Annotated in this window: 12 protein-coding genes and 1 pseudogene; 7 read left to right on the top strand and 6 right to left on the bottom strand. The window is 70.8% G+C overall.

From position 1 onward, the window contains the following. Positions 1-39: 39 nt before the first annotated feature. On the top strand, positions 40-1,224 hold the full coding sequence (locus DVS28_RS13950) for an MFS transporter (protein ID WP_164710528.1): 1,185 nt from the start codon (positions 40-42) through the stop codon (positions 1,222-1,224). 24 nt (positions 1,225-1,248) lie between these two features. Here the strand turns inward: DVS28_RS13950 and DVS28_RS13955 are convergent, their stop codons facing one another. Further along, positions 1,249-3,156, bottom strand: a complete 1,908-nt coding sequence (locus DVS28_RS13955) for an ABC transporter ATP-binding protein (RefSeq protein ID WP_216826034.1) — start codon at positions 3,154-3,156, stop codon at positions 1,249-1,251. A gap of 68 nt (positions 3,157-3,224) precedes the next feature. Next, positions 3,225-5,207 carry an ABC-F family ATP-binding cassette domain-containing protein gene (locus DVS28_RS13960; protein ID WP_164710529.1) on the bottom strand — a complete coding sequence of 661 codons (1,983 nt, stop codon included), beginning with the start codon at positions 5,205-5,207 and terminating at the stop codon, positions 3,225-3,227. Positions 5,208-5,299: 92 nt separating this feature from the next. Here DVS28_RS13960 and DVS28_RS13965 point away from each other — a divergent pair, with 92 nt between their 5' ends. The 4 genes from DVS28_RS13965 (at position 5,300) to DVS28_RS13980 (ending at position 10,571) form a co-directional block, all read left to right on the top strand. Next, positions 5,300-5,707 carry a hypothetical protein gene (locus DVS28_RS13965; RefSeq protein WP_114591993.1) on the top strand — a complete coding sequence of 136 codons (408 nt, stop codon included), beginning with the start codon at positions 5,300-5,302 and terminating at the stop codon, positions 5,705-5,707. An 87-nt stretch (positions 5,708-5,794) separates the two neighbouring features. After that, complete coding sequence (locus DVS28_RS13970; protein ID WP_114591994.1) at positions 5,795-8,137, top strand: HD family phosphohydrolase; 2,343 nt, start codon at positions 5,795-5,797, stop codon at positions 8,135-8,137. 20 nt (positions 8,138-8,157) lie between these two features. Further along, positions 8,158-9,849, top strand: coding sequence for a thiamine pyrophosphate-dependent enzyme (locus DVS28_RS13975; RefSeq protein WP_114591995.1), 1,692 nt, complete (start codon positions 8,158-8,160; stop codon positions 9,847-9,849). Next, positions 9,846-10,571, top strand: coding sequence for an HAD family hydrolase (locus DVS28_RS13980; RefSeq protein WP_114591996.1), 726 nt, complete (start codon positions 9,846-9,848; stop codon positions 10,569-10,571). The genes DVS28_RS13975 and DVS28_RS13980 overlap by 4 nt, the downstream gene beginning before the upstream one ends. A gap of 43 nt (positions 10,572-10,614) precedes the next feature. Here DVS28_RS13980 and DVS28_RS13985 read toward each other — a convergent pair whose 3' ends face one another. Then, positions 10,615-12,171 carry an aldehyde dehydrogenase family protein gene (locus tag DVS28_RS13985; RefSeq protein WP_114591997.1) on the bottom strand — a complete coding sequence of 519 codons (1,557 nt, stop codon included), beginning with the start codon at positions 12,169-12,171 and terminating at the stop codon, positions 10,615-10,617. 13 nt (positions 12,172-12,184) lie between these two features. Next, a complete protein-coding gene (gene lat, locus DVS28_RS13990; protein WP_114591998.1) occupies positions 12,185-13,498 on the bottom strand; it encodes an L-lysine 6-transaminase in 1,314 nt (437 codons plus the stop codon). A gap of 111 nt (positions 13,499-13,609) precedes the next feature. Between lat and DVS28_RS13995 the strand changes: the two genes are divergently transcribed. Then, positions 13,610-14,029 (top strand): Lrp/AsnC family transcriptional regulator, encoded by a 420-nt coding sequence (locus tag DVS28_RS13995; protein WP_164710530.1) that lies wholly within the window; start codon positions 13,610-13,612, stop codon positions 14,027-14,029. 31 nt (positions 14,030-14,060) lie between these two features. Here DVS28_RS13995 and DVS28_RS14000 read toward each other — a convergent pair whose 3' ends face one another. Continuing rightward, positions 14,061-15,638, bottom strand: coding sequence for an NHL repeat-containing protein (locus DVS28_RS14000; RefSeq protein ID WP_164710531.1), 1,578 nt, complete (start codon positions 15,636-15,638; stop codon positions 14,061-14,063). A gap of 343 nt (positions 15,639-15,981) precedes the next feature. Here DVS28_RS14000 and DVS28_RS14005 point away from each other — a divergent pair. Then, positions 15,982-16,954 (top strand): annotated as a pseudogene (locus DVS28_RS14005) (aldo/keto reductase). A 205-nt stretch (positions 16,955-17,159) separates the two neighbouring features. Here DVS28_RS14005 and DVS28_RS14010 read toward each other — a convergent pair. Further along, on the bottom strand, positions 17,160-18,752 hold the full coding sequence (locus tag DVS28_RS14010; protein WP_114592001.1) for an alpha-amylase family glycosyl hydrolase: 1,593 nt from the start codon (positions 18,750-18,752) through the stop codon (positions 17,160-17,162). Between the last annotated feature and the right edge of the window lie 3 nt (positions 18,753-18,755).

The following is an 18,755-nucleotide window of genomic DNA, read 5'->3' on the forward strand; positions in this document are numbered from 1 at the left end:
CGGGTCGTCCCCCGGCGATCGGCAGGCATGATGGTGCCCGTGTCCGCCTCCGTCGCCCGTCGTGCCCTCTTCGGCGGCGTCGTCGGCACCACCTCCAGCGTCCTGCCGGCCTTCATGACCGGCGCGATCGCGGTGCAGCTGGCCGACGACCTCTCCCTCGGCGCGTCCCAGCTGGGCCTGGTCATCGGCGGGTTCTTCGCCTCCGCGGCCCTGGGGTCGGTCCTGCTGGGCCGGCTGGCCGAACGGCTCGGCCCCGGTGCGGCCATGCGGATCGGCCTGACCACGAGCATGCTCACCGGGTTGGCGATGTCACAGGCCGGCAGCGCGTTGCACCTGGGACTTGCGTTGCTGGTGGCGGGCACGAGCAACGCGCTGACGCAGCCGGCCGCCAACCTGCTGCTGGTACGTCATGTGCCGGACGGTCGGCTGGGCCTGGCGATGGCGCTGAAGCAGGCCGGGATGCCGATCGCGAGCCTGCTGGGTGGTGTGGCCGTGCCCGTGCTGGCGTTGACCGTGGGCTGGCGCTGGGCCTACGTGGCGGCGGCCCTCGTCGCCGGCGCGGCCATGGCTGCCGTCCCCGCCGCCGCCGGCAGCACCCGTGCGGCCCGTTCGACGTCGTCGGTGCCCCGTCCTCGGCCCGACCTCCCCCGGAGCCTGCTGGTCGGCTACGCCGTGGTGGGCCTGCTCGGTGCCGCCGCGGCGGGCGCGACCGTGTCGTTCCTCGTGTCGGCCGGCGAGCAGTCCGGCCTGTCACCGAGCGAGGCCGGCCTGCTGCTGACCGGCGGGTCGGCGGTCGGCATCACCTCGCGCATCCTCCACGGCCGCTGGGCCGACGGGCCGCGGCTGCTGCCCATCCGCCGGGTGGCGCTGCTGCTCGGGGTCGGTGGCCTGGCCACGATCGTGCTGGCGCTGGACACGCCGATGGCCTACGTCGTGGCCGTCCTGCCGGTGTTCGCGTTCGGCTGGGCGTGGCCCGGCCTGTTCAACCTGTCGGTGGTCCGCAACAACCCGTCCGCGGCCGCCGCGTCGACCGGGGTGACCCAGACCGGCGTCTACATCGGCGCGGGCGCCGGCCCGGTCCTCGGCGGGTTGGTCGTCGACACGGCGGGCTACCCCGCCCTGTGGTGGGCCTCGGGCCTCAGCCTGCTGCTCGCCGCCGGCACGGCCCTCCTCCTCCGACGCCGCCTGCGCGCCCGCCGCGCCGCCCTGCTGGTCGGCGCCTGACCCACCCTCCGGAGCGTGCCCGGGTCAGCTGCCGGCGCGGGCGAACTGGGTGCGGTAGAGCTCGGCGTACAGGCCCTCGGCACCGACCAGCTGGTCGTGGGTACCGCGCTGCACGACCCGGCCGTCGTCGATGACGAGGATCTGGTCGGCGTCCACGATGGTGGACAGGCGATGGGCGATGACCAGGCTGGTCCGTTCGCGCAGCGCCGCCGACAGGGCGATCTGGATCTTCTCCTCGTTGTCGGAGTCCAGGTGGCTGGTCGCCTCGTCCAGCACGATGATCGACGGGTCCTTCAGCAGGACGCGGGCGATGGCGAGGCGCTGCTTCTCCCCGCCCGACAGGCGGTAGCCCCGGTCGCCGACGACCGTCTGGTAGCCGTCGGGCAGCGCGTCGATCACGTCGTGGATGCGCGCGGCCCGGCAGGCGGCGACGACCTGCTCCTGGGTGGCGTCCGGCTTGGCGAACCGCAGGTTGGACAGGACCGTGTCGTGGAACAGGTGCGGGTCCTGGCTGACCACGCCGATGGTCGCCGCCAAGCTGTCGAGGGTGACGTCACGGACGTCGTGCCCGTCGATGCGCACGGCCCCCTCCCCCACGTCGTACAGCCGTGACACCAGCGAGAGGATCGTGGACTTGCCGGCGCCGCTCGGACCGACCAGCGCGACGGTCTGGCCGGGTTCGGCGACGAACGACACGCCCTGCAGGACCGTCTCGCCGGGCCGCGAGTCCATGACGTCGATCCACGAGTCGAGGGAGGACACCGAGGACTCGTTGGCCGTCGGGTAGGCGAAGGTGACGTCGTCGAACTCCACCCGGCCGGCCTGGTCGTCGAGCACCACGGCGTCATCGGCGTCGGCGATCGGGTGGGCGATGTCGAGGATCTCGAACACCCGGTCGAAGCTGACCAGCGCGGTCAGCACCTCCACCGGCGCGTTGGAGAGGGCCGCCAGCGGCTGGTAGGCCTGCTGGACCAGCAGGCCGAACGCCACGACGTCGCCGGGGTTGAACGACCCCGACAGGGCCATGCGGCCGCCGATCAGGTACACCGCCGCCGTCCCGAGCGCCCCCATCAGCCCCAACACGACGAAGAACAGCCGGCCGATGACGGCGGTCTGCACGCCGATGTCGGCAACCCGGCGGGCGGAGGTGCCGAACGTGTCGGTCTCCTCGTTGGGTCGGCCGAACAGCTTGACGATCATGGCCCCCGCGACGTTGAACCGTTCGGTCATGAACGAGTTCATGTCGGCGTTGAGGTTCATCGACTCGCGCGTCAGTCCCTGCAGGCGCTTGCCGACCCCCTTGGCCGCCAGCACGAAGAACGGCAGCACGGCCAGGGTGATCAACGTCAGCCGCCACGACAACGACAGCATCAGCCCGACCGTGGCGAGGACCTGCACGAGGTTGGCGGCCAACGTCCCGAACGTGCCGGTCAGCGCCGACTGGGCACCGACGACGTCGTTGTTGAGCCGGCTGATCAGCGCACCGGTCTGGGTGCGGGTGAAGAACGCCAGCGGCATCCGCTGGACGTGGTCGAACAACGACCGCCGCAGGTCGTGGATCAGCTGCTCGCCGATCCAGGAGGAGAAGTAGCGCTGGGCGACGCTGAGCAGGCTGCTGACGACCGCGACACCGACGAGCCCGACGGCCAGCCACGTGATGCGGTCGACCGCACCCTCCGGCGGGTCGGACAGGGTGTCGACGATCAGGCCGATGATCCGCGGCGGGACGACGGTCAGGATGCTGCCGAGGGAGATGAGCCCGATGAGCAGCAGCAGGCGGGACCGGTAGGGCCTGGCGAACGTGCGCCACACCCTGCCGATGAGCCCCGAGCGCAGCCCGACCTCACGGGGGCCATCCAGCCCACGTCGTACTCGGCCGGTGCCCGGCATCATCGGCCGGCCGCCGCCACCCCATGGGGAGATCATCGACATCGCCCACCCAGCATGCCCGGCGTGTCAGGATCCGCCGCGCGGCGTCAGGCAGGACCCCGAGAACAGGACTAGCCGGCGGCCGCCTCGGCCTGCTCCAGGTCCTCCACGAGCTGCTCCCACTCACGGCTCAGATCGGCCGCACGCGACTTGGCGACGTCGTGGCGCTTGGTCAGCTGCTTGGCGGCGCCCGGGTCGTCGAACGCGCCCGGCTCGGCCATCTCGCGCTGGATCGTGGCGACCTCGTCCTCGGCCTTCATCAGCGCCTTCTCGGCCTTCGACAGCTTCTGCCGGAGGTCCTTGGTGCGGTTGTGGAGGCGGTTGCGCTTCTCGGCCTCGGCGCGCTTGTCGGCCTTCTTGTCGGCCCTGCCGTCGCCCCGGCCGTTGTCGGAGGAGCCGCCGGCACCGCCACGCATGCGCGGACCGTCGTCGGCGCCGAGCGGACGACCGAGGTAGTCCAGCCCCATCTTCTCCGCGTAGCTGGCGTAGTCGCCGAGATGCATGTTGGCGGTGCCGTCGCCGACGGCGATGACGACGTCGACCACCGAACGGATGAGGTGGCGGTCGTGGGTGATCAGCACGACGGTGCCCGGGTAGGCGATGAGCGCGTCCTCGATGACGTCGCGGCTGGCGATGTCGAGGTGGTTGGTCGGCTCGTCCATGCACAGCAGGTTGGCGGGCTGGGCGATCAGGCGAGCCAGGGCGATGCGGGCACGCTCTCCACCGGAGAGGACCGCGACCTTCTTGTCGACGTCCTCGCCGGAGAACAGGAACGACCCGAGCACCGACCGGGGGTTCACCTTGGAGGTGTCGACGGCGGCCGCGACCTCCTGCAGGGCGGTCTTCTCCATGTGCAGCGCGTCGACCTGGTGCTGGGCGTAGTAGGCGACCTGCACGTTGTGGCCGAGTACCCGTTCGCCCTCGTCGGGTTCCAGCGCGCCCACGAGCATCTTCAGGAGGGTGGACTTGCCGGCACCGTTGGGTCCGACGAGCGCGACCTTCATGCCGCGCTCCAGCGCCAGGTCCAGCCCGGTGTAGACGACGTTGTCGCCGTAGGCCTTGCGGGCGTTGCGCAGCTCCACGACGGTCCGGCCGGCACGGGGTGCCTCGCCGAAGGTCAGCTTCATCGCCCGCGTCTTGCGGTCGTCGACCTCGACGGTCTCCATCTTCTCCAGCATCTTGACGCGCGACTGGACCTGCTTGGCCTTGCTGGCCTTGTAGCGGAAGCGTTCGACGAAGGCCTCGACCTCCGCGACCTTCTTGGCCTGGTTCTTGGCCTGCGCGAGCAGCTGCTCCTGGCGTTCGGCTCGGGAGGTGATGAAGTACTCGTAGTCACCGGCGTAGCTGGTGACGCGGCCGTCGGCGACCTCGACGATCTGGTTGGCGATGGCGTTGATGAAGTCGCGGTCGTGGCTGATCAGCACGATGGCGCCGTCGTAGGCGGCGAGGAACTGCTGCAGCCAGCCGACGGACTCCAGGTCCAGGTGGTTGGTGGGCTCGTCCAGCATCAGGACGTCGGGGTTGCGCAGCAGCAGGCGGGCCAGGGCCACGCGCATCATCCAGCCACCCGAGAGGGTCCGGAGGGGCTCGTCCATGGTCCGCTCGTCGAATCCGAGACCGGCCATGATGCGGCGGGCGCGGGCGTCCAGGTCGTAGCCACCGAGGTGCTCGAAGCGGGTCTGGACCCGGCCGAACTCCTCCAGGATCGCCTCGTTCTCGGGGTCCTCGGCCATCGCCATGCCGAGCTCGGTCAGGCGCCCCTCCAGCTCCTTGACGGGCACGCCGGACACGACGAGGTCGATCGGGGTCGGGTTCTTGCCCTCGGCCTCGGCCTGGGCGTTGGCCCAGTCGGCGACGTCCTGTTCGAGGACGCCGACCTCGACGCCGCGCTGGACGGCGACCTCGCCGCTGTCGGCCGGTTCGACCCCGGTGATGATCTTCATCAGGGTGGTCTTGCCGGCGCCGTTGGGGCCGACGATCGCGGTGCGGGTGCCAGCGTCTATGCGCATGCTGACGTCGGCGAACAGGGTTCGCCCTCCGAAGGACTTGGTCACGGACCCGACGGTGATCACAAGCGAGCAGGGTACGTCGCCCGTACACGGGCGGCAGATCGGTGCCCGTCCATCCGCCCGGTACCCTCCCCGGCGTGAGCATCTCTCAGATCCACGGTTACGTGGTCGGCGGTTCGATCGTCGGCTCGTGGCTGATCGTCATGGTCCTTGCCCTCGTCCTTCGCCTGGTGAAGGGGGACGACGACGTGCCCTGGTTCTGGCGCATCGTCTCGGTCGCCCAGATCCTGCTGGCCGTGCAGCTGCTGTTCGGGGTGGTGCTGCTGCTGATGGGCCGTGTCCCCATGCCGGGCGACACCTTCACGACGGTCTTCCACTTCCTCTACGGGTTCGTGTTCCCGCTGGTGGTGCTGTTCTACGGGCACAAGTTCGCCCGTGAGGGACGGTTCCACCCGCTGCTGGTCTTCGCCGTGGTGGGGCTCGTCAACTTCGGCCTCACCGCCCGTGGCCTCTCGGCGATCCTGGTCGCCCGCGGAGTCATCTGACCCCAGTCGACCGTGCACAGCGGCGTCCAGCGGATATCCGCGGGACGCCGTCCGCCGTAGCATGGGAGACTGGAGCTTCTGGCAGACATGGATCGCAACACACGCGCACAGTGGCCAGGGCGAATCGCCGCCCTGGTCGTGATGATGATGGGCATCCCCACGGTGCTCGGGCTTGCCGCGTTCTTCACCGAGGCCCCGATCGTGTCGGGCGAACCCTCGCCGCGGACCGTCATCGCCGCCGAGCAGGTGCGGGTCGTCGACAGCGAGGAGACCGAGCTCCAGCGCCGCCAGGCCGCTGAGGAGGTCGACCCCGTCGTCACCCCGGACCTCGAGGCGCAGACGGCGCTGATCGACCGGGTCATCGACGCCTTCGACGTCGCCGCGACCACGGCATCACCCGGCCCCGACGGCACCATCCCCAGCCGCAGCGACCAGATCGCCGCGCTGGAGGAACGCCTGACCATGCTGTCCACCGAGGGCATCGACCTGCTCGTCGGGCTGACCAGCAGCCAGCTGTCGGTGGCCCGGGCCGAGGCGATCGACATCGCCCGCAGCGCCGCCGCGACCGAGCTCGAGGACACCGACGACGTCCAGCGCTGGGCCGACAACGACCTCCAGCGGGCCCTGGCCCTGTCCACCGTCAGCCAGCCCGTTGCCGCCCAGGTGCTCGACCCGATCATCCGGGACGCCCTGCGTCCGACCTTCACCATCGACGTCGACGCCACCAGCGAGGCCCGCGCTGCCGCGTCCGCGCAGGTGGAGGAGGTCGCGCTCGTCATCCAGCGCGGCACGCCGATCGTCCGGGTCGGCGACACCGTCACCGACCTGCAGGTGCAGGCGCTGCGAGACACCGGCCAGGACGGCACCGACCCGACGCAGGAGTTCGCCCAGGCGCTGCTGCTCAGCGTCATCCTGACCACCGTCGTTGCGGTCTACGTCCGCACCTACCGGCCGACGATCTGGAACACCCCCAAGCAGCTCATGCTGATGGCGGTGCTGCTGGTGATGTTCACGGCGATCCTCGTCGCCATCAACACCGTGGACGTCGGCGGCAACGAACGGCACTTCCTGATCCCCGTCGGCGCGATGGCGATGCTGGCGACGATCCTGTTCGACGCCCGCATCGGTGTGCTGCTGGTCATCCCGATGGTGGCGCTGATCTCCTACCAGGTGCCCGGCCAGCTGGGCATCGTGCCATTCGCGGCGGTGTCGGGACTGCTGTCGATCCCGATCATCGGCCGGCTGACCGCCCGTGGGCAGCTTCGCCAGGCCGCGTGGCAGTCGACGTTGGCCTACATCGTCCTCGCCGGCGCCTTCACGGTCGTCTACAGCGGCACCGAGGGCATCACCGGTGCGCTCGTGGCCGGCGCCCTCAACGGGGTCCTGACCGCCATGATGGTCAACGGGCTGCTGCCGTTCCTCGAGAGCCTGTTCGGCATCATCACCGCCAACAGCCTGCTGGACTTCGCCGACCGCAACCACCCGCTCCTCCGCGAGCTCGAGGACAAGGCGATCGGTACCTACAACCACTCGGTGATGGTCGCCAACCTCGCCAGCCGTGCCTGCCGCAAGATCGGCGCCGATCCCCTGCTCGCGGAGGTCATGGCGCTGTACCACGACATCGGCAAGGTCGCGAAGCCGTACTTCTTCGTGGAGAACCAGGTTGCGATCAGCAACCCCCACGACCAGCTCGACGATCCCCGGCAGAGCGCGCTGATCATCCAGCGGCACGTCACCGACGGCATCGAGATGGCCGCGGTGCACAAGCTGCCGCCCGAGATCGTCGACGGCATCCGCACCCACCACGGCACCACCGTCGTCGCCTACTTCTATCGCCAGGCCCTGCAGCGGGCCGAGGACGACGCCGGCCCCGAGCCGGACGAGGCGTTCTTCCGCTACAAGGGACGCAAGCCCCACTCGCGGGAGCAGGCGGTGCTGATGCTGTCGGACTGCTGTGAGGGCGCCGTGCGGGCTGCGTCGCAGAACAGCGCCACCATGTCGCGAGACCAGATCAGCCAGATCGTCACCGGGCTGATCAGCGACCGCGTGGCCGACGGGCAGCTCGACGACTCCCCGCTGACCTTCGCCGACCTCCGCGCGGTCGAGCAGTCCCTCATCGAGGCGCTCGAAGGCGTCTACCACCCGCGCATCCAGTACCCGAAGGACCCGAAGAAGACCGTCGAGGCGGTCAAGCAGGCACGGCTGGAGACCGAGGAGGAAGCACGGGCCGCCGAAGCCGCCGACGCGGCACGCGCCCAGCTGCCGCCGGGCGAACAGGCCGACGCCGACGAGGCGAACACCGGTGTGGTGCGTCGCCGCGGTCAGGCCACGCAGCCGGTGAACGAGGCGATGGTCCGCTCCCTGGACGCTGCGCGTGCCGCCGCCCCTCGCAACCCGGCGCCCGTTCATGATCAGGACTCCCACGGCTGATCCTGTGTAGCGTTGCGTGCATGGCGATGCCAACAGGTGGTGACGCGGGCGGCCCGACCGGAGCAGAAGCGCTGGTCAGGGCGTTGCAGCGAGCCGGTGCGGACCGTGCGTTCGGTGTTCCAGGACCACACGACCTCGAGCTGATCGTGCAGCTCCGAACCCAGGGCCTGCGGTTCGTGGCGATGCAACGGGCCGACGCCGCGGTGACGGCGGCGGCTGGCTGGTCGCATCGCACCGGCCGACCCGTGGTGGCGGTCCCCGGCCCCGGCGACGGCACCCTCGGGGTGCTCCGTGCGCTGGAGGAGGCACGCCAGCTCGGTGCCCCCGTCCTGGTGATCTCCCACTCCCCCACGATCGTCCCGCGGACCGTCCGACCCGGTGACTCCGCCGAGGTCGCGCCGCTGCCGGTGGGCCTGGAGGAGGTGACGGTCGGCTCCATCGTCGTGCGGCCGACCGATGACCTCAGGGCCCAGGTGGCCCGTGCCCGCGACTTGGCGATGACCGCGCCCGGCGGCCCCGTCGTGATCCACCTTCCTCCCGGATTCCCCTCCGCCCCGGTGGCGCCGGAGCCCGAGGACCCCGACCAGCCCGTCGACAGCGGGACGGCGACCACCGCCAAGCCGGTCGAGCACGTCCAGCTGCGCCGAGCGGCCAACCTCGTCGACTCCTCGCAGAACGTCCTGATCTGGGTCGGCGGTGGCGCCATGCGTGCCGGTGCCGGCGGTGCGGTCGCGGAGCTCGCGGAGAAGGTCGGCGTGCCCGTGGTCACGACCGTGCACGCCGCCGGGCTGCTGCCGGCACGCCACCCCTGCCTGGTCGGCATGCCACCACACCTGCCGGCGGTAGGGGCGTTGTGGGACGACGCCGACCTCGTCGTCGGCATCGGGACCGACTTCGACGACGAGTCCACGCAGGGCGGGGCGCAACCCGACCCGGACTCGCTGATCGCCATCAACGTCGACCCGGCCGCGGCCGGCCGCCGCTACCGGCCCGACGTGCTGCTCCGCGGCGACGCCCGGACCCTCACCAAGGCCCTGGCCGACACCGTCGGCTACCGCGGCGGCACCGCGGTCGTGCGCTCGCGGCTGGACGAAGTCCGCTCGACCGTGCGGCGACAGCTCGAGGCGGCCCACGGCCCGGAGATGGCGTTCCTCAACGCCGTCTCGGCGGCCATCCCCGACCGGGCGACGGTGGTCACCGACCCCTGCGCCGCCGGACGGTGGCTCGCGGCGTTCCACGAGTGGACCCTCCCCCGCACCCTCTGGTTCCCCCCGACGCTGGATGCGGTCGGATCGGCGGTCCCGGCGGCCATCGGTGCCGCTGCGGCCGACTCCACCGAACCCGTCGTCGCGGTCGTCGGCGACCAGGGCCTGCTGGCCAACCTCGGCGAGCTGGCCACGATGGCACGGGAGAAGCTGCCGTTGACGCTGCTCGTCGTCGACGACGGCGGGGCGGGCCGGCTGCGCCCGCTGCTGGACACCCTCGGCCTGGACCCCACGACGCTGGACCGGCCGACCCCCGACTTCGCGGCGCTGGCCCGGACCTTCGGGATGCGGGCCGACGTGATCGAGGTCATCGGCGAGGACCTGACCAAGGCCCTCCGCGCGCACATCGCCGCTCCCGACCCGACGATGCTGGTGGTCCGTACGCGCCTTGCCGCGCCGCCGACGGATCAGCATCGCTGGTACCGCCAGCAGGCCTGGCAGCAATGACCGTGGTGTCGCCCCTGACAGGAGGCCCGCTGGATGCGGTGGTCCTGGACTGGGGAGGCACCCTGACCGAACACGTCGAGGTCGAGCTGATCGACATGTGGCGTGTGGCGGCGGAGCGCATCGATCCCGACCGGGCGGCGGAGCTGACCGACCAGCTGATCGCCATCGAAGCGGCGGCCTGGGCGAAGACCACGACGACGATGCGGTCCTCGCGCCTGATGGACCTGCTGCTGGAGGCCGGCCACGTGCTGGACGTCGACGTGGCCGAAGCGGTGCTGCACGCCGCCCAGGAGGCCCACCTCGACGCGTGGACCCCGAGTATCCGGCACCGCACCGACGCCGTGCCCACCCTTCGACGGCTCCGAGAAGCCGGGCTGAAGGTCGGGATGTTGTCCAACACCCACTGGCCGCGGAGCTTCCACGAGCAGTTCCTGGAGCGCGACGGCCTCGACGGGCTGATCGACGTGCGGCTCTACACCTCCGAGATCGACTGGGTGAAGCCGCACATCCAGCCGTTCGCCACCGTCGTGCAGCGCCTGCGCGTGCCGATGGAACGGTGTGTGTTCGTGGGCGACCGGCCCATCGACGACATCCAGGGGGCCGTCGAGGCGGGCATGTCGGCGGTGTGGGTCCGCAACGACCACACCCCGGGCGATCCCTCCGACGCGCACGCCGTGATCGACGCGCTGTCGGAGCTGCCCGGGGTGCTGGGGCTGGCCTGATCCCTCGTGGTCGGGGTCGGTCGGCCGGGTCAGTCAGGCGGCGTCAGTCGCTCAGGCGGAAGTCCAGGTCGGCGGAGACGTCGGTGACGTCCATCTGTGCCTTCTGCAGCTTGCCGGCGTAGTCCCAGTTGACCGACTGCCAGCGGGTGAACTGGTCGATGACCCACATGCCGGACTGGCGGGAGCCGTTGCCGGACTTGCCGTTGCCGCCGAACGGCAGGTGTGCCTCGGCGCCGGAGGTGGAGTTGTTGATCGACGTCATCCCGGCGCTGATCCGCTCGGCGAAGCGGAACGCCGTCTTGGGGTCGGTGGTGTAGATCGAGGAGGACAGCCCGTAGCCGTGGCCGTTGGCCAGCTCGATGGCCTCGTCGAAGTCCGCGAAGGTGCCGACGCCGACGATGGGGCCGAACGTCTCGTGGCGGTACAGCTCGTCCTTGGCGGTGATGCCGTCGACGATGGTCGGGTGCATGAAGATGCCGGCGTCGGGGTCGCCGACGAAGCCCTCACGTGGGTTGTCGGCGGTGATCCGCCCGATCCCGGTCGAGCCGTGCAGGGTGTGGTGGCCCTCGACGGCGTCCAGCCAGCGCTCGGCGTTGTCGCAGAACTTCTGGGAGATCATCGGGCCGTAGAGCACCGACGGGTCCATCGGGTCGCCGACCTTGGCGGCGCGGGTGGCCTCGTCGAAACGGCGCAGGAATTCGTCGTGGATCGACTCGTGGACGAACACCGTGCCCAGCGACGTGCAGCGCTGGCCGGAGGTGCCGAAGCCGGAGAACAGCGCACCCTCGACCGCCAGGTCCAGGTCGGCGTCGGGCATGACGACCAGCGGGTTCTTGCCGCCGAGCTCCAGGGTGGCCTGCTGCAGGTTGCGTCCGGCCAGCTCGCCGATCCGACGACCGACCTCGACGGATCCGGTGAACCCGACCTTGTCGATGACGCCGGCGTCCATGCCGAGCTCGAGGCCCTCGAACGTGGTGGGGCCGTCGGCGACGACCAGGTTGAGCAGCCCCTCGGGCAGGCCGCCGTGCCAGAACAGCTCGGCGGTGGCCTGCGCGCTGGCGGCGGCGTACTCCGCCGGCTTCCAGGTGACGCTGTTGCCGCACAGAAGGGCCGGCACGAGGTACCAGGACGGCACGGCGACGGGGAAGTTGCCGGCGGTGATGATCGCCAGCGAGCCGACGGGACGGCGGAAGGTGAACAGCTGCTTGTCGTGCATCTCCGAGGGGACGGTCTGGCCGTACAGGCGACGGCCCTCGCCCAGGAAGAAGTCACAGGTGTCGACCATCTCCTGGACCTCCCCCAGCGCCTCGGGGTAGGGCTTGCCGATCTCGCGGGTGACCAGGGTGGCCAGGCGCTCCTTGTTGGCCTCGATCAGCCGGCCGATCTGCTGGATGGCACGGCCGCGGGTCGGCGCCGGGGTGGCAGCCCACTCGGCCTGCGCCTCCTTGGCGGCGCGGCAGGCGTCGAGGAAGGTGCGCGAGCTTGCCAGCGAGACGTCGGCGACGTGGTCGGACAGGTCGGCTGGGTTGTTGAGGGTCAACGTGCCGGCGGCGTCGGTGACGGCCTTGCCGTTGATGACGGAGGTGACGGTGCGGGTCATGGTACGGATGCTCCTAGCGAACGGTGGAGAGGACGCGGTCGAGGGCGTCGACAGCGGTGTCGAGCTCCTCGGCGGTCACGGCGAGGGAGGGACGGAAGCGCAGGGTGTGGGTGCCACAACCCAGCATCATGACCTTCTCCTCGGCCATCAAGCGGGTGGTCACCCGGTCACGGGTGTCCCCGTCGGGCATGTCCACGGCGCACAGCAGCCCACGTCCGCGGACGTTGCTGACCAGGTCCGGGTGGCGCTCGGCGAGGTCCAGGAGACGGCCGAGGAGGTGCTCGCCCTGCACCTTGGCGTTGGTGATCAGGTCACGGGACTCCACGACCTCCAGGATGCGGCGGGCGCGGACCATGTCGGTCAGGTTGCCGCCCCACGTGGAGTTGATGCGGCTGGAGACGTTGAAGACGTTGTCGGGGACCTCGTCGACGCGGCGGCCGGCCATGACGCCGCACACCTGCAGCTTCTTGCCGAAGGCGATGACGTCGGGTTCCAGGCCCATGCCCTGGTGGGCCCAGGCGTGGCCGGTGATGACGGCGCCGGTCTGGACCTCGTCGAGGACGAAGAGGGCGTCGTTGGCGTGGGCGATGTCCTGCAGGGCGCGGAGGAACTCGGGCCGGAGGTGGTTGTCGCCGCCCTCGCCCTGGATGGGTTCGGCGATGATGCAGGCGATGTCGTGGGGGTAGCGGGCGAAGGCGTCCCTGGCCTCGGCCAGCGCGATCGCTTCCTGGCGGGCGAGGTCGTCGGCGTGGTCGGCGAGAGGGTGTCGGACGATGGGGGTGGTCAGGCGTGGCCAGTCGAACTTGGGGAACTTCGCGACCTTGGCCGGGTCGGTGTTGGTCAGCGACATCGTGTAGCCGGAGCGGCCGTGGAAGGCGCCCTTGAGGTGCATGACCTGGCTGCCGGCGGCGGCGCGACCGTGCATGGCGTTGTGACGGGACTTCCAGTCGAAGGCGACCTTGAGGGCGTTCTCGACGGCTGCGGCGCCGCCCTCGATGAAGAAGTAGTGCGGCAGGGCGTCGTCGCCGAGGACGCGGGCGAGGGTGTCGACGAAGCGGGCCATCTCCACGGTGTAGACGTCGGAGTTGGCGGGCTTGTTCATCGCCACCTCCAGCAGGGTGGCGCGGAAGTCCTCGTCCTCGAGCAGGTCGGGGTGGTTCATCCCGAGCGGCGAGGAGGCGTAGAAGGTGAACACGTCGAGGTACCGATCGCCCGTGCGGGCGTCGACCAGCCAGGACCCCTGCGAGGCCGCGGTGTCGAGCACCATGTCGTAGCCGTCGACGAGGACGTGGGCGCGGAGGGAGTCGTGGACGTCGTTGGGTCGCATGTGGGCATCGTGCGGGCAGCGCGTGTCAGTTCGGCTAGCCATTCCGTCGAGTCGATGGCAACATGCCGACGAATCGTCAGCGGTTGGCGTCGGATCGGTGAAGGGAGCGCGGTGGACGACCTCGATCACGCGATCGTGCGTGAGCTGCGCCACGACGCCCGCCTGACGATGGCCGAGCTGGGCCGATCGGTCGGGCTGTCACGGACGGCCGCGCTGGCCCGGGTGCGCCGGCTGGAGCGCGACGGGATCATCCGCGGCTACCACGCCGATGTGGCGCTGCCAGAGGACCCGGCGGCGCATGTGGCACGGGTGGGGATCGAGACCGACACGGGCGACACCGCCCGGTACGTCCGCCGGCTGTCGGCGATGGCGGCCTTCCGCGAGGCCGAGGCGGTCGCCGGCGCCTACGACCTGCTGGTCCGCTTCGAGGCCGCCACCGCCGCCGACCTGGACGCCACCCTCGACGAGATCAAGCGCTGGCCAGCGACGACACGGACGACGACGTTCGTGGTGCTCAGGCGATACGACTGACCGACCAGCCCGGACCCGGGGTGAACCACCCCTACAGCTGACCCAGCCGATCCGGCGTGACCGGCGGGGCGTCGGCCGCCAGGTAGCCGAGCACGGCCAGGTCGTAGAAGTTCTCGTCCATGTCGACGTTGCGGGTGACCTGGCTGAGGACGTGGACGTCGCCGGCCGGCGTGACCGTCACCGCCCGGCCTGCGTCGTCGCCGATGTCGGTGCTGTTGTGGCGGGCCGTCCAGCGACGGGACCCGTCACTGGCGGACAACGCGACCGTCAGCGTGTCGGAGATCGTGGCCCGGTTGGGCATGACGGTCGCGGCCACCGACGAGGACGAGCCGCCCGTCACCGCGACGTGATCGCCGTTGATCGCGACTGCCGTGGTGAACTCCCGATCACGGTCGGGGGTGTCAACAGGCGAGACCCAGCTCGTGGATCCGTCCGTCGCGTCCAGCCCCAGTGCATATCCCTGACCGGTGCCGTCCACCGACCGGCTGCCCACGACGACGACCCGGCCGTCGTCGACGGCGACACCGGCTGGCATGGCGACCCGCTCGGCCAGCATCTCCCGCGACAACCAGCGCCGGGCACCCGTCTCCATGTCGTAGGCGATCGTTGCCGTTGCGTAGTCGACGTCGAACGGGGACCCGTCGACATCGTTGCTGGAGATGCCGGTGAGGACCACCAAGCCGTCGACGGGGTCAGCGGCCATGCCCTGGACCCGATCAGGGGCGTGGGCGCCGACGCCGTCCCACGCATGGGACCACGTCACGTCCAGTCCCCCGTCAGCAAGGTCCAGGCCGACCGCGAGCATGTCCAGGTCGTAGGTGCCCACGCCATCGACCGTGGCGCCGACGACCGCGTGGTCCCCGTCGTCGCTGACCGCCAGGCCCGCGGGCACGGAGGTACCGGTCGGGATCACCCCGGGGATGGTCCGAACCGCGGTGGGGTCACCCGTGTCGGCATCGAGGCGGACCACGACCAACCCCTGCGCCACCGCGGGGGGCGGCTGTCGATGGGTGCCGAGCACCAGGACGGATCCGTCGGCCTCGGCGACGAACCAGCCGCGGGCGTCGGTGCTGCGCGCCTCGGCGCGGCCACCGTCGACCGTCGTGCTCCAGCGGACCTCACCCGTCGCCGCGTCCAGGGACATGACGACCATCAACGCGTCGGTCTGCCCGAACGCCGACGCGCGGTAGCCCGCCACGAGGACACTCGTCCCGTCCTCGGCGATCTGGATCCCGAGTGGACGGCTGTAGGCGTCGGTCAGGCCGGGACGGCTCAGCCAACGGACCTCCCCCGTGTCGGGATCGATCCCCAGGATGCGCCAGGCGCTGTGCGCCTGCCCCTGGGTGTCGAAGAGGTCCTGCGCCCCGTACCCGGCCACCGCGATCAGGTCAGCGCTGGTCGAGGTGACCATCGCCGACGGCTGCTGGTACGGCTCGTCGACATCGGCGACCGGGTCGTGGACGACCTGCCACGACTCACAGCGGTCGTCGACCACCGGCAGCGGGACGCACTGTCCCTCCTCCGACTGCAGGGCTGCGGCGGGTGCGACCGCCAGGACGGAGAGCGCGACGGCAACCGCCACACGCGAGATGACGACTCTTCTGGCCATTTCCGGATCCCCCCGGTCGTGTGCGTCTGGCGTCGGGCGAGACATTCGTCGTGACCCGCAACGAATCCTCCTCCCGCCGAACGGCGACTCGGCAACCTGTACGTCAATCACGGCGAATCGGCCCTCCGATACAGTCCGCAAAGGCCCCTTGGAACCTGTTACCGAGGCGAAACAGACCCGCCACCTGCCGGCCACGGACCGTGCGTACCTTCCTCGCCGGTGGTCCTCGTTCGCGGGTGACCCCACGGCCACGGTGGGCTATCGGCTCGGTCCACCGTGGCCCTTCTCTTGTCCGGGGTGGTGTCCGGGCATCCCGGTTCGCGGGCGGCATAGGCTGCCGTGCATGGACTACGTGCGACTCGGTTCGACCGGGCTGAAGGTGTCGAGGATCTGCCTGGGATGATGTCCTACGGCGATCCGGGCTGGCGGGAGTGGGTGCTTCCCGAGGAGGACTCGCTGCCGTTCGTCCAGCGTGCAGCCGAGGCCGGGATCACCTTCTTCGACACCGCCGACATGTACTCCCTCGGCGTCAGCGAGGAGGTCACCGGACGGCTGCTCGGGACGGTGTTCGACCGTCGCGAGGACTACGTCCTTGCCACCAAGGTCAACTTCCCCATGAGCGATCGTCCCAACGACGGCGGCCTGTCGCGGGGCCACATCATGGACGCCATCGACAACAGCCTCCGCCGGCTGGGCACCGACCACATCGACCTGTACCAGATCCACCGGTGGGACGACGAGACGCCCATCGAGGAGACGATGCAGGCCCTCCACGACTGTGTCAGGGCCGGCAAGGTCCGCTACCTCGGCGCGTCGTCGATGCACGCCTGGCAGTTCGCCAAGGCCCAGCACGTGGCCGAGCGCAACGGCTGGACACCGTTCGTGTCGATGCAGAACCACTACAACCTGCTGTACCGGGAGGAGGAACGCGAGATGATCCCCCTCTGCCGTGACCAGGGTGTCGGCGTGATCCCGTGGTCACCCCTCGCCCGGGGCCTGCTGGCCCGGCCGAGGGCCGAGGCCACGGCGACGTCCCGGGGTGCCGCCGACACCATCTCCCCCACCCTCTACGCCGACGCCTCCCGGGCGGTCATCGACGCGGTCGGCACGGTGGCCGAGCACCCGGCACCAGCCGGGCCCAGGTTGCGCTGGCCTGGCTGCTGCACCAGCCCGGCGTCACCGCCCCGATCATCGGCGCGACGAAGCTGGGGCACCTCGACGATGCCGTCGCCGCCACGACCTTGACCCTCGACGAGGAGCAGCAGGCGCTGCTGACCGAGGGGTACCGGCCGCTCCCGGTCCTCGGCCACCGGTAGACGACCAACCGCCCGGCCCGCACGCCACCCCCCAGCCGAGTTGTGCAGCTGTGCCGGCCATGGAGCCGAGCTGCACCACTCCTCGAGGGTGTGGTGAAGCACGGCCGGGGGGCCGGCCGACCTGCACATTCCCGCCGCCGGCCACCAGCCCGCCGGCCACCGGTCGCCCGCCGGCCGGCCACCGGCCACCAGCCCGCCGGCCGGGTCAGCCCTCGAGCAGCCAGATGCCGTCGCCGCCGGGCAGCACGACCTGCTCCCCTGCCGCGACGGGCTGGCCGTCAACGGCGCGGTCGCGGTGGAACGTCACGGTCGACGGGGTGTCGACGGTGACCGCCACCTCCTCCACACCGGGGTTGGCGACCACGCGCAGCGCACCCCGCCGGTAGTCCACGACCGCCCCCGCACCGGCCAGGTCCACGTCATCGGGCAGCTCGGGCAACCCTCGCCAGGCCGCGATCAGACGGCGCCAGGTGTGCAGCCACGACCCCTCGTCCTCGCGCTGGACCGCCCAGGTCTCCTCCGGTCCACGGCCGCCGAACGGCAGCCACGGCGTACACCCATCGGTGAAGCCCATCCCCTCCCCCGGCGCCCATGGCATGGGCGTGCGGGCCAGGTCACGGCTCATGAAGGCCTTCTCGGGGTTCCGCAGGGCGAACGGGTCGTGCATCTCCTCCAGCGCCAGGGTGGCGTTGTCCAACCCCAGCTCCTCGCCCTGGTACAGCCACGGCATGCCGGGCAGCCCCCACTGCAGCAACTGCATGGTCAGCGCACGACGTCGACCGTCCTCACCACCGCCGTACCTGGACGCCGCCCGTGGTCGGTCGTGGGTGCCGGTGATCCACGCCAGCTTGTTCGGGGGCAGCGACACGGCGTCGGCGACCACCGCCCGGACGGTCGTCGGTGTCCACTCGATGTGCAGCGGCGGGAACCAGAATCCCAGGTGCAGGCCGTCGTCGGGATCGAGGTAGCGCCGCAGCCGGTCGGGCTCGAGCACGTAGATCTCCCCGAGGAGCAACGCGCCCAACGGGTCGGCGACCTGCCGCCAGCGGCGATGCACCCTGGTGTTGTCGGGCTGGTCGAGGTCGTAGCGGTGTTCGAGGTTCTCGAACTCCCGGCCCATGAACCGGTCGGCGTCCTCCGGTGCCGGTGGCAGGTCGGGGAAGTCGGGATGTTTGGTCAGGGCATGGGCGACGTCCAGCCGGAAGCCCGAGGACCCCTCACCGATCCAGTGCCGGAGGATGCCGTCGAACTCCTGCCGCACGCGTTCGCTGCGCCAGTTGAGGTCGGGCTGCTCGGGCAGGAACAGGTGGCACCAGTACTGCCCGGTCGCCTCGTCCAGCGTCCACGCCGGCCCCCCGAAGTGCGACACCCAGTTGTTGGGCGGCCCACCGTCCGGTCCGGGATCGGCCCACAGGTAGTCCTCTCGCCGTTCGCTGTCGCGTGAGGACCGGGCGTCGAGGAACCAGGGATGTTCCGAGGAGGTGTGGTTGGGCACCAGGTCGGTCAGGATCCGCATGCCGCGTCGTGCAGCTTCCCGGCACAGGCGGCGGTAGGTCTCGTCGTCGCCGAACTCCTCGGCGACGCTGCGGAAGTCGCTGACGTCGTAGCCGTGGTCGCGCATCGGCGACTTCGTGCAGGGGGTCAGCCAGACGACGCCGACGCCCAGCCAGGCCAGGTCGTCGAGGTGGTCGATGACCCCCTGCAGGTCACCGACCCCGTCGCCGTCGCTGTCGCCGAAGGATCGGATGTAGACCTCGTAGCCGACCTCGCGCAGCCACCATCGGTCGATCGACGTCACCTG

It is taken from the genome of Euzebya pacifica (assembly GCF_003344865.1).
Classification (GTDB): domain Bacteria; phylum Actinomycetota; class Nitriliruptoria; order Euzebyales; family Euzebyaceae; genus Euzebya; species Euzebya pacifica.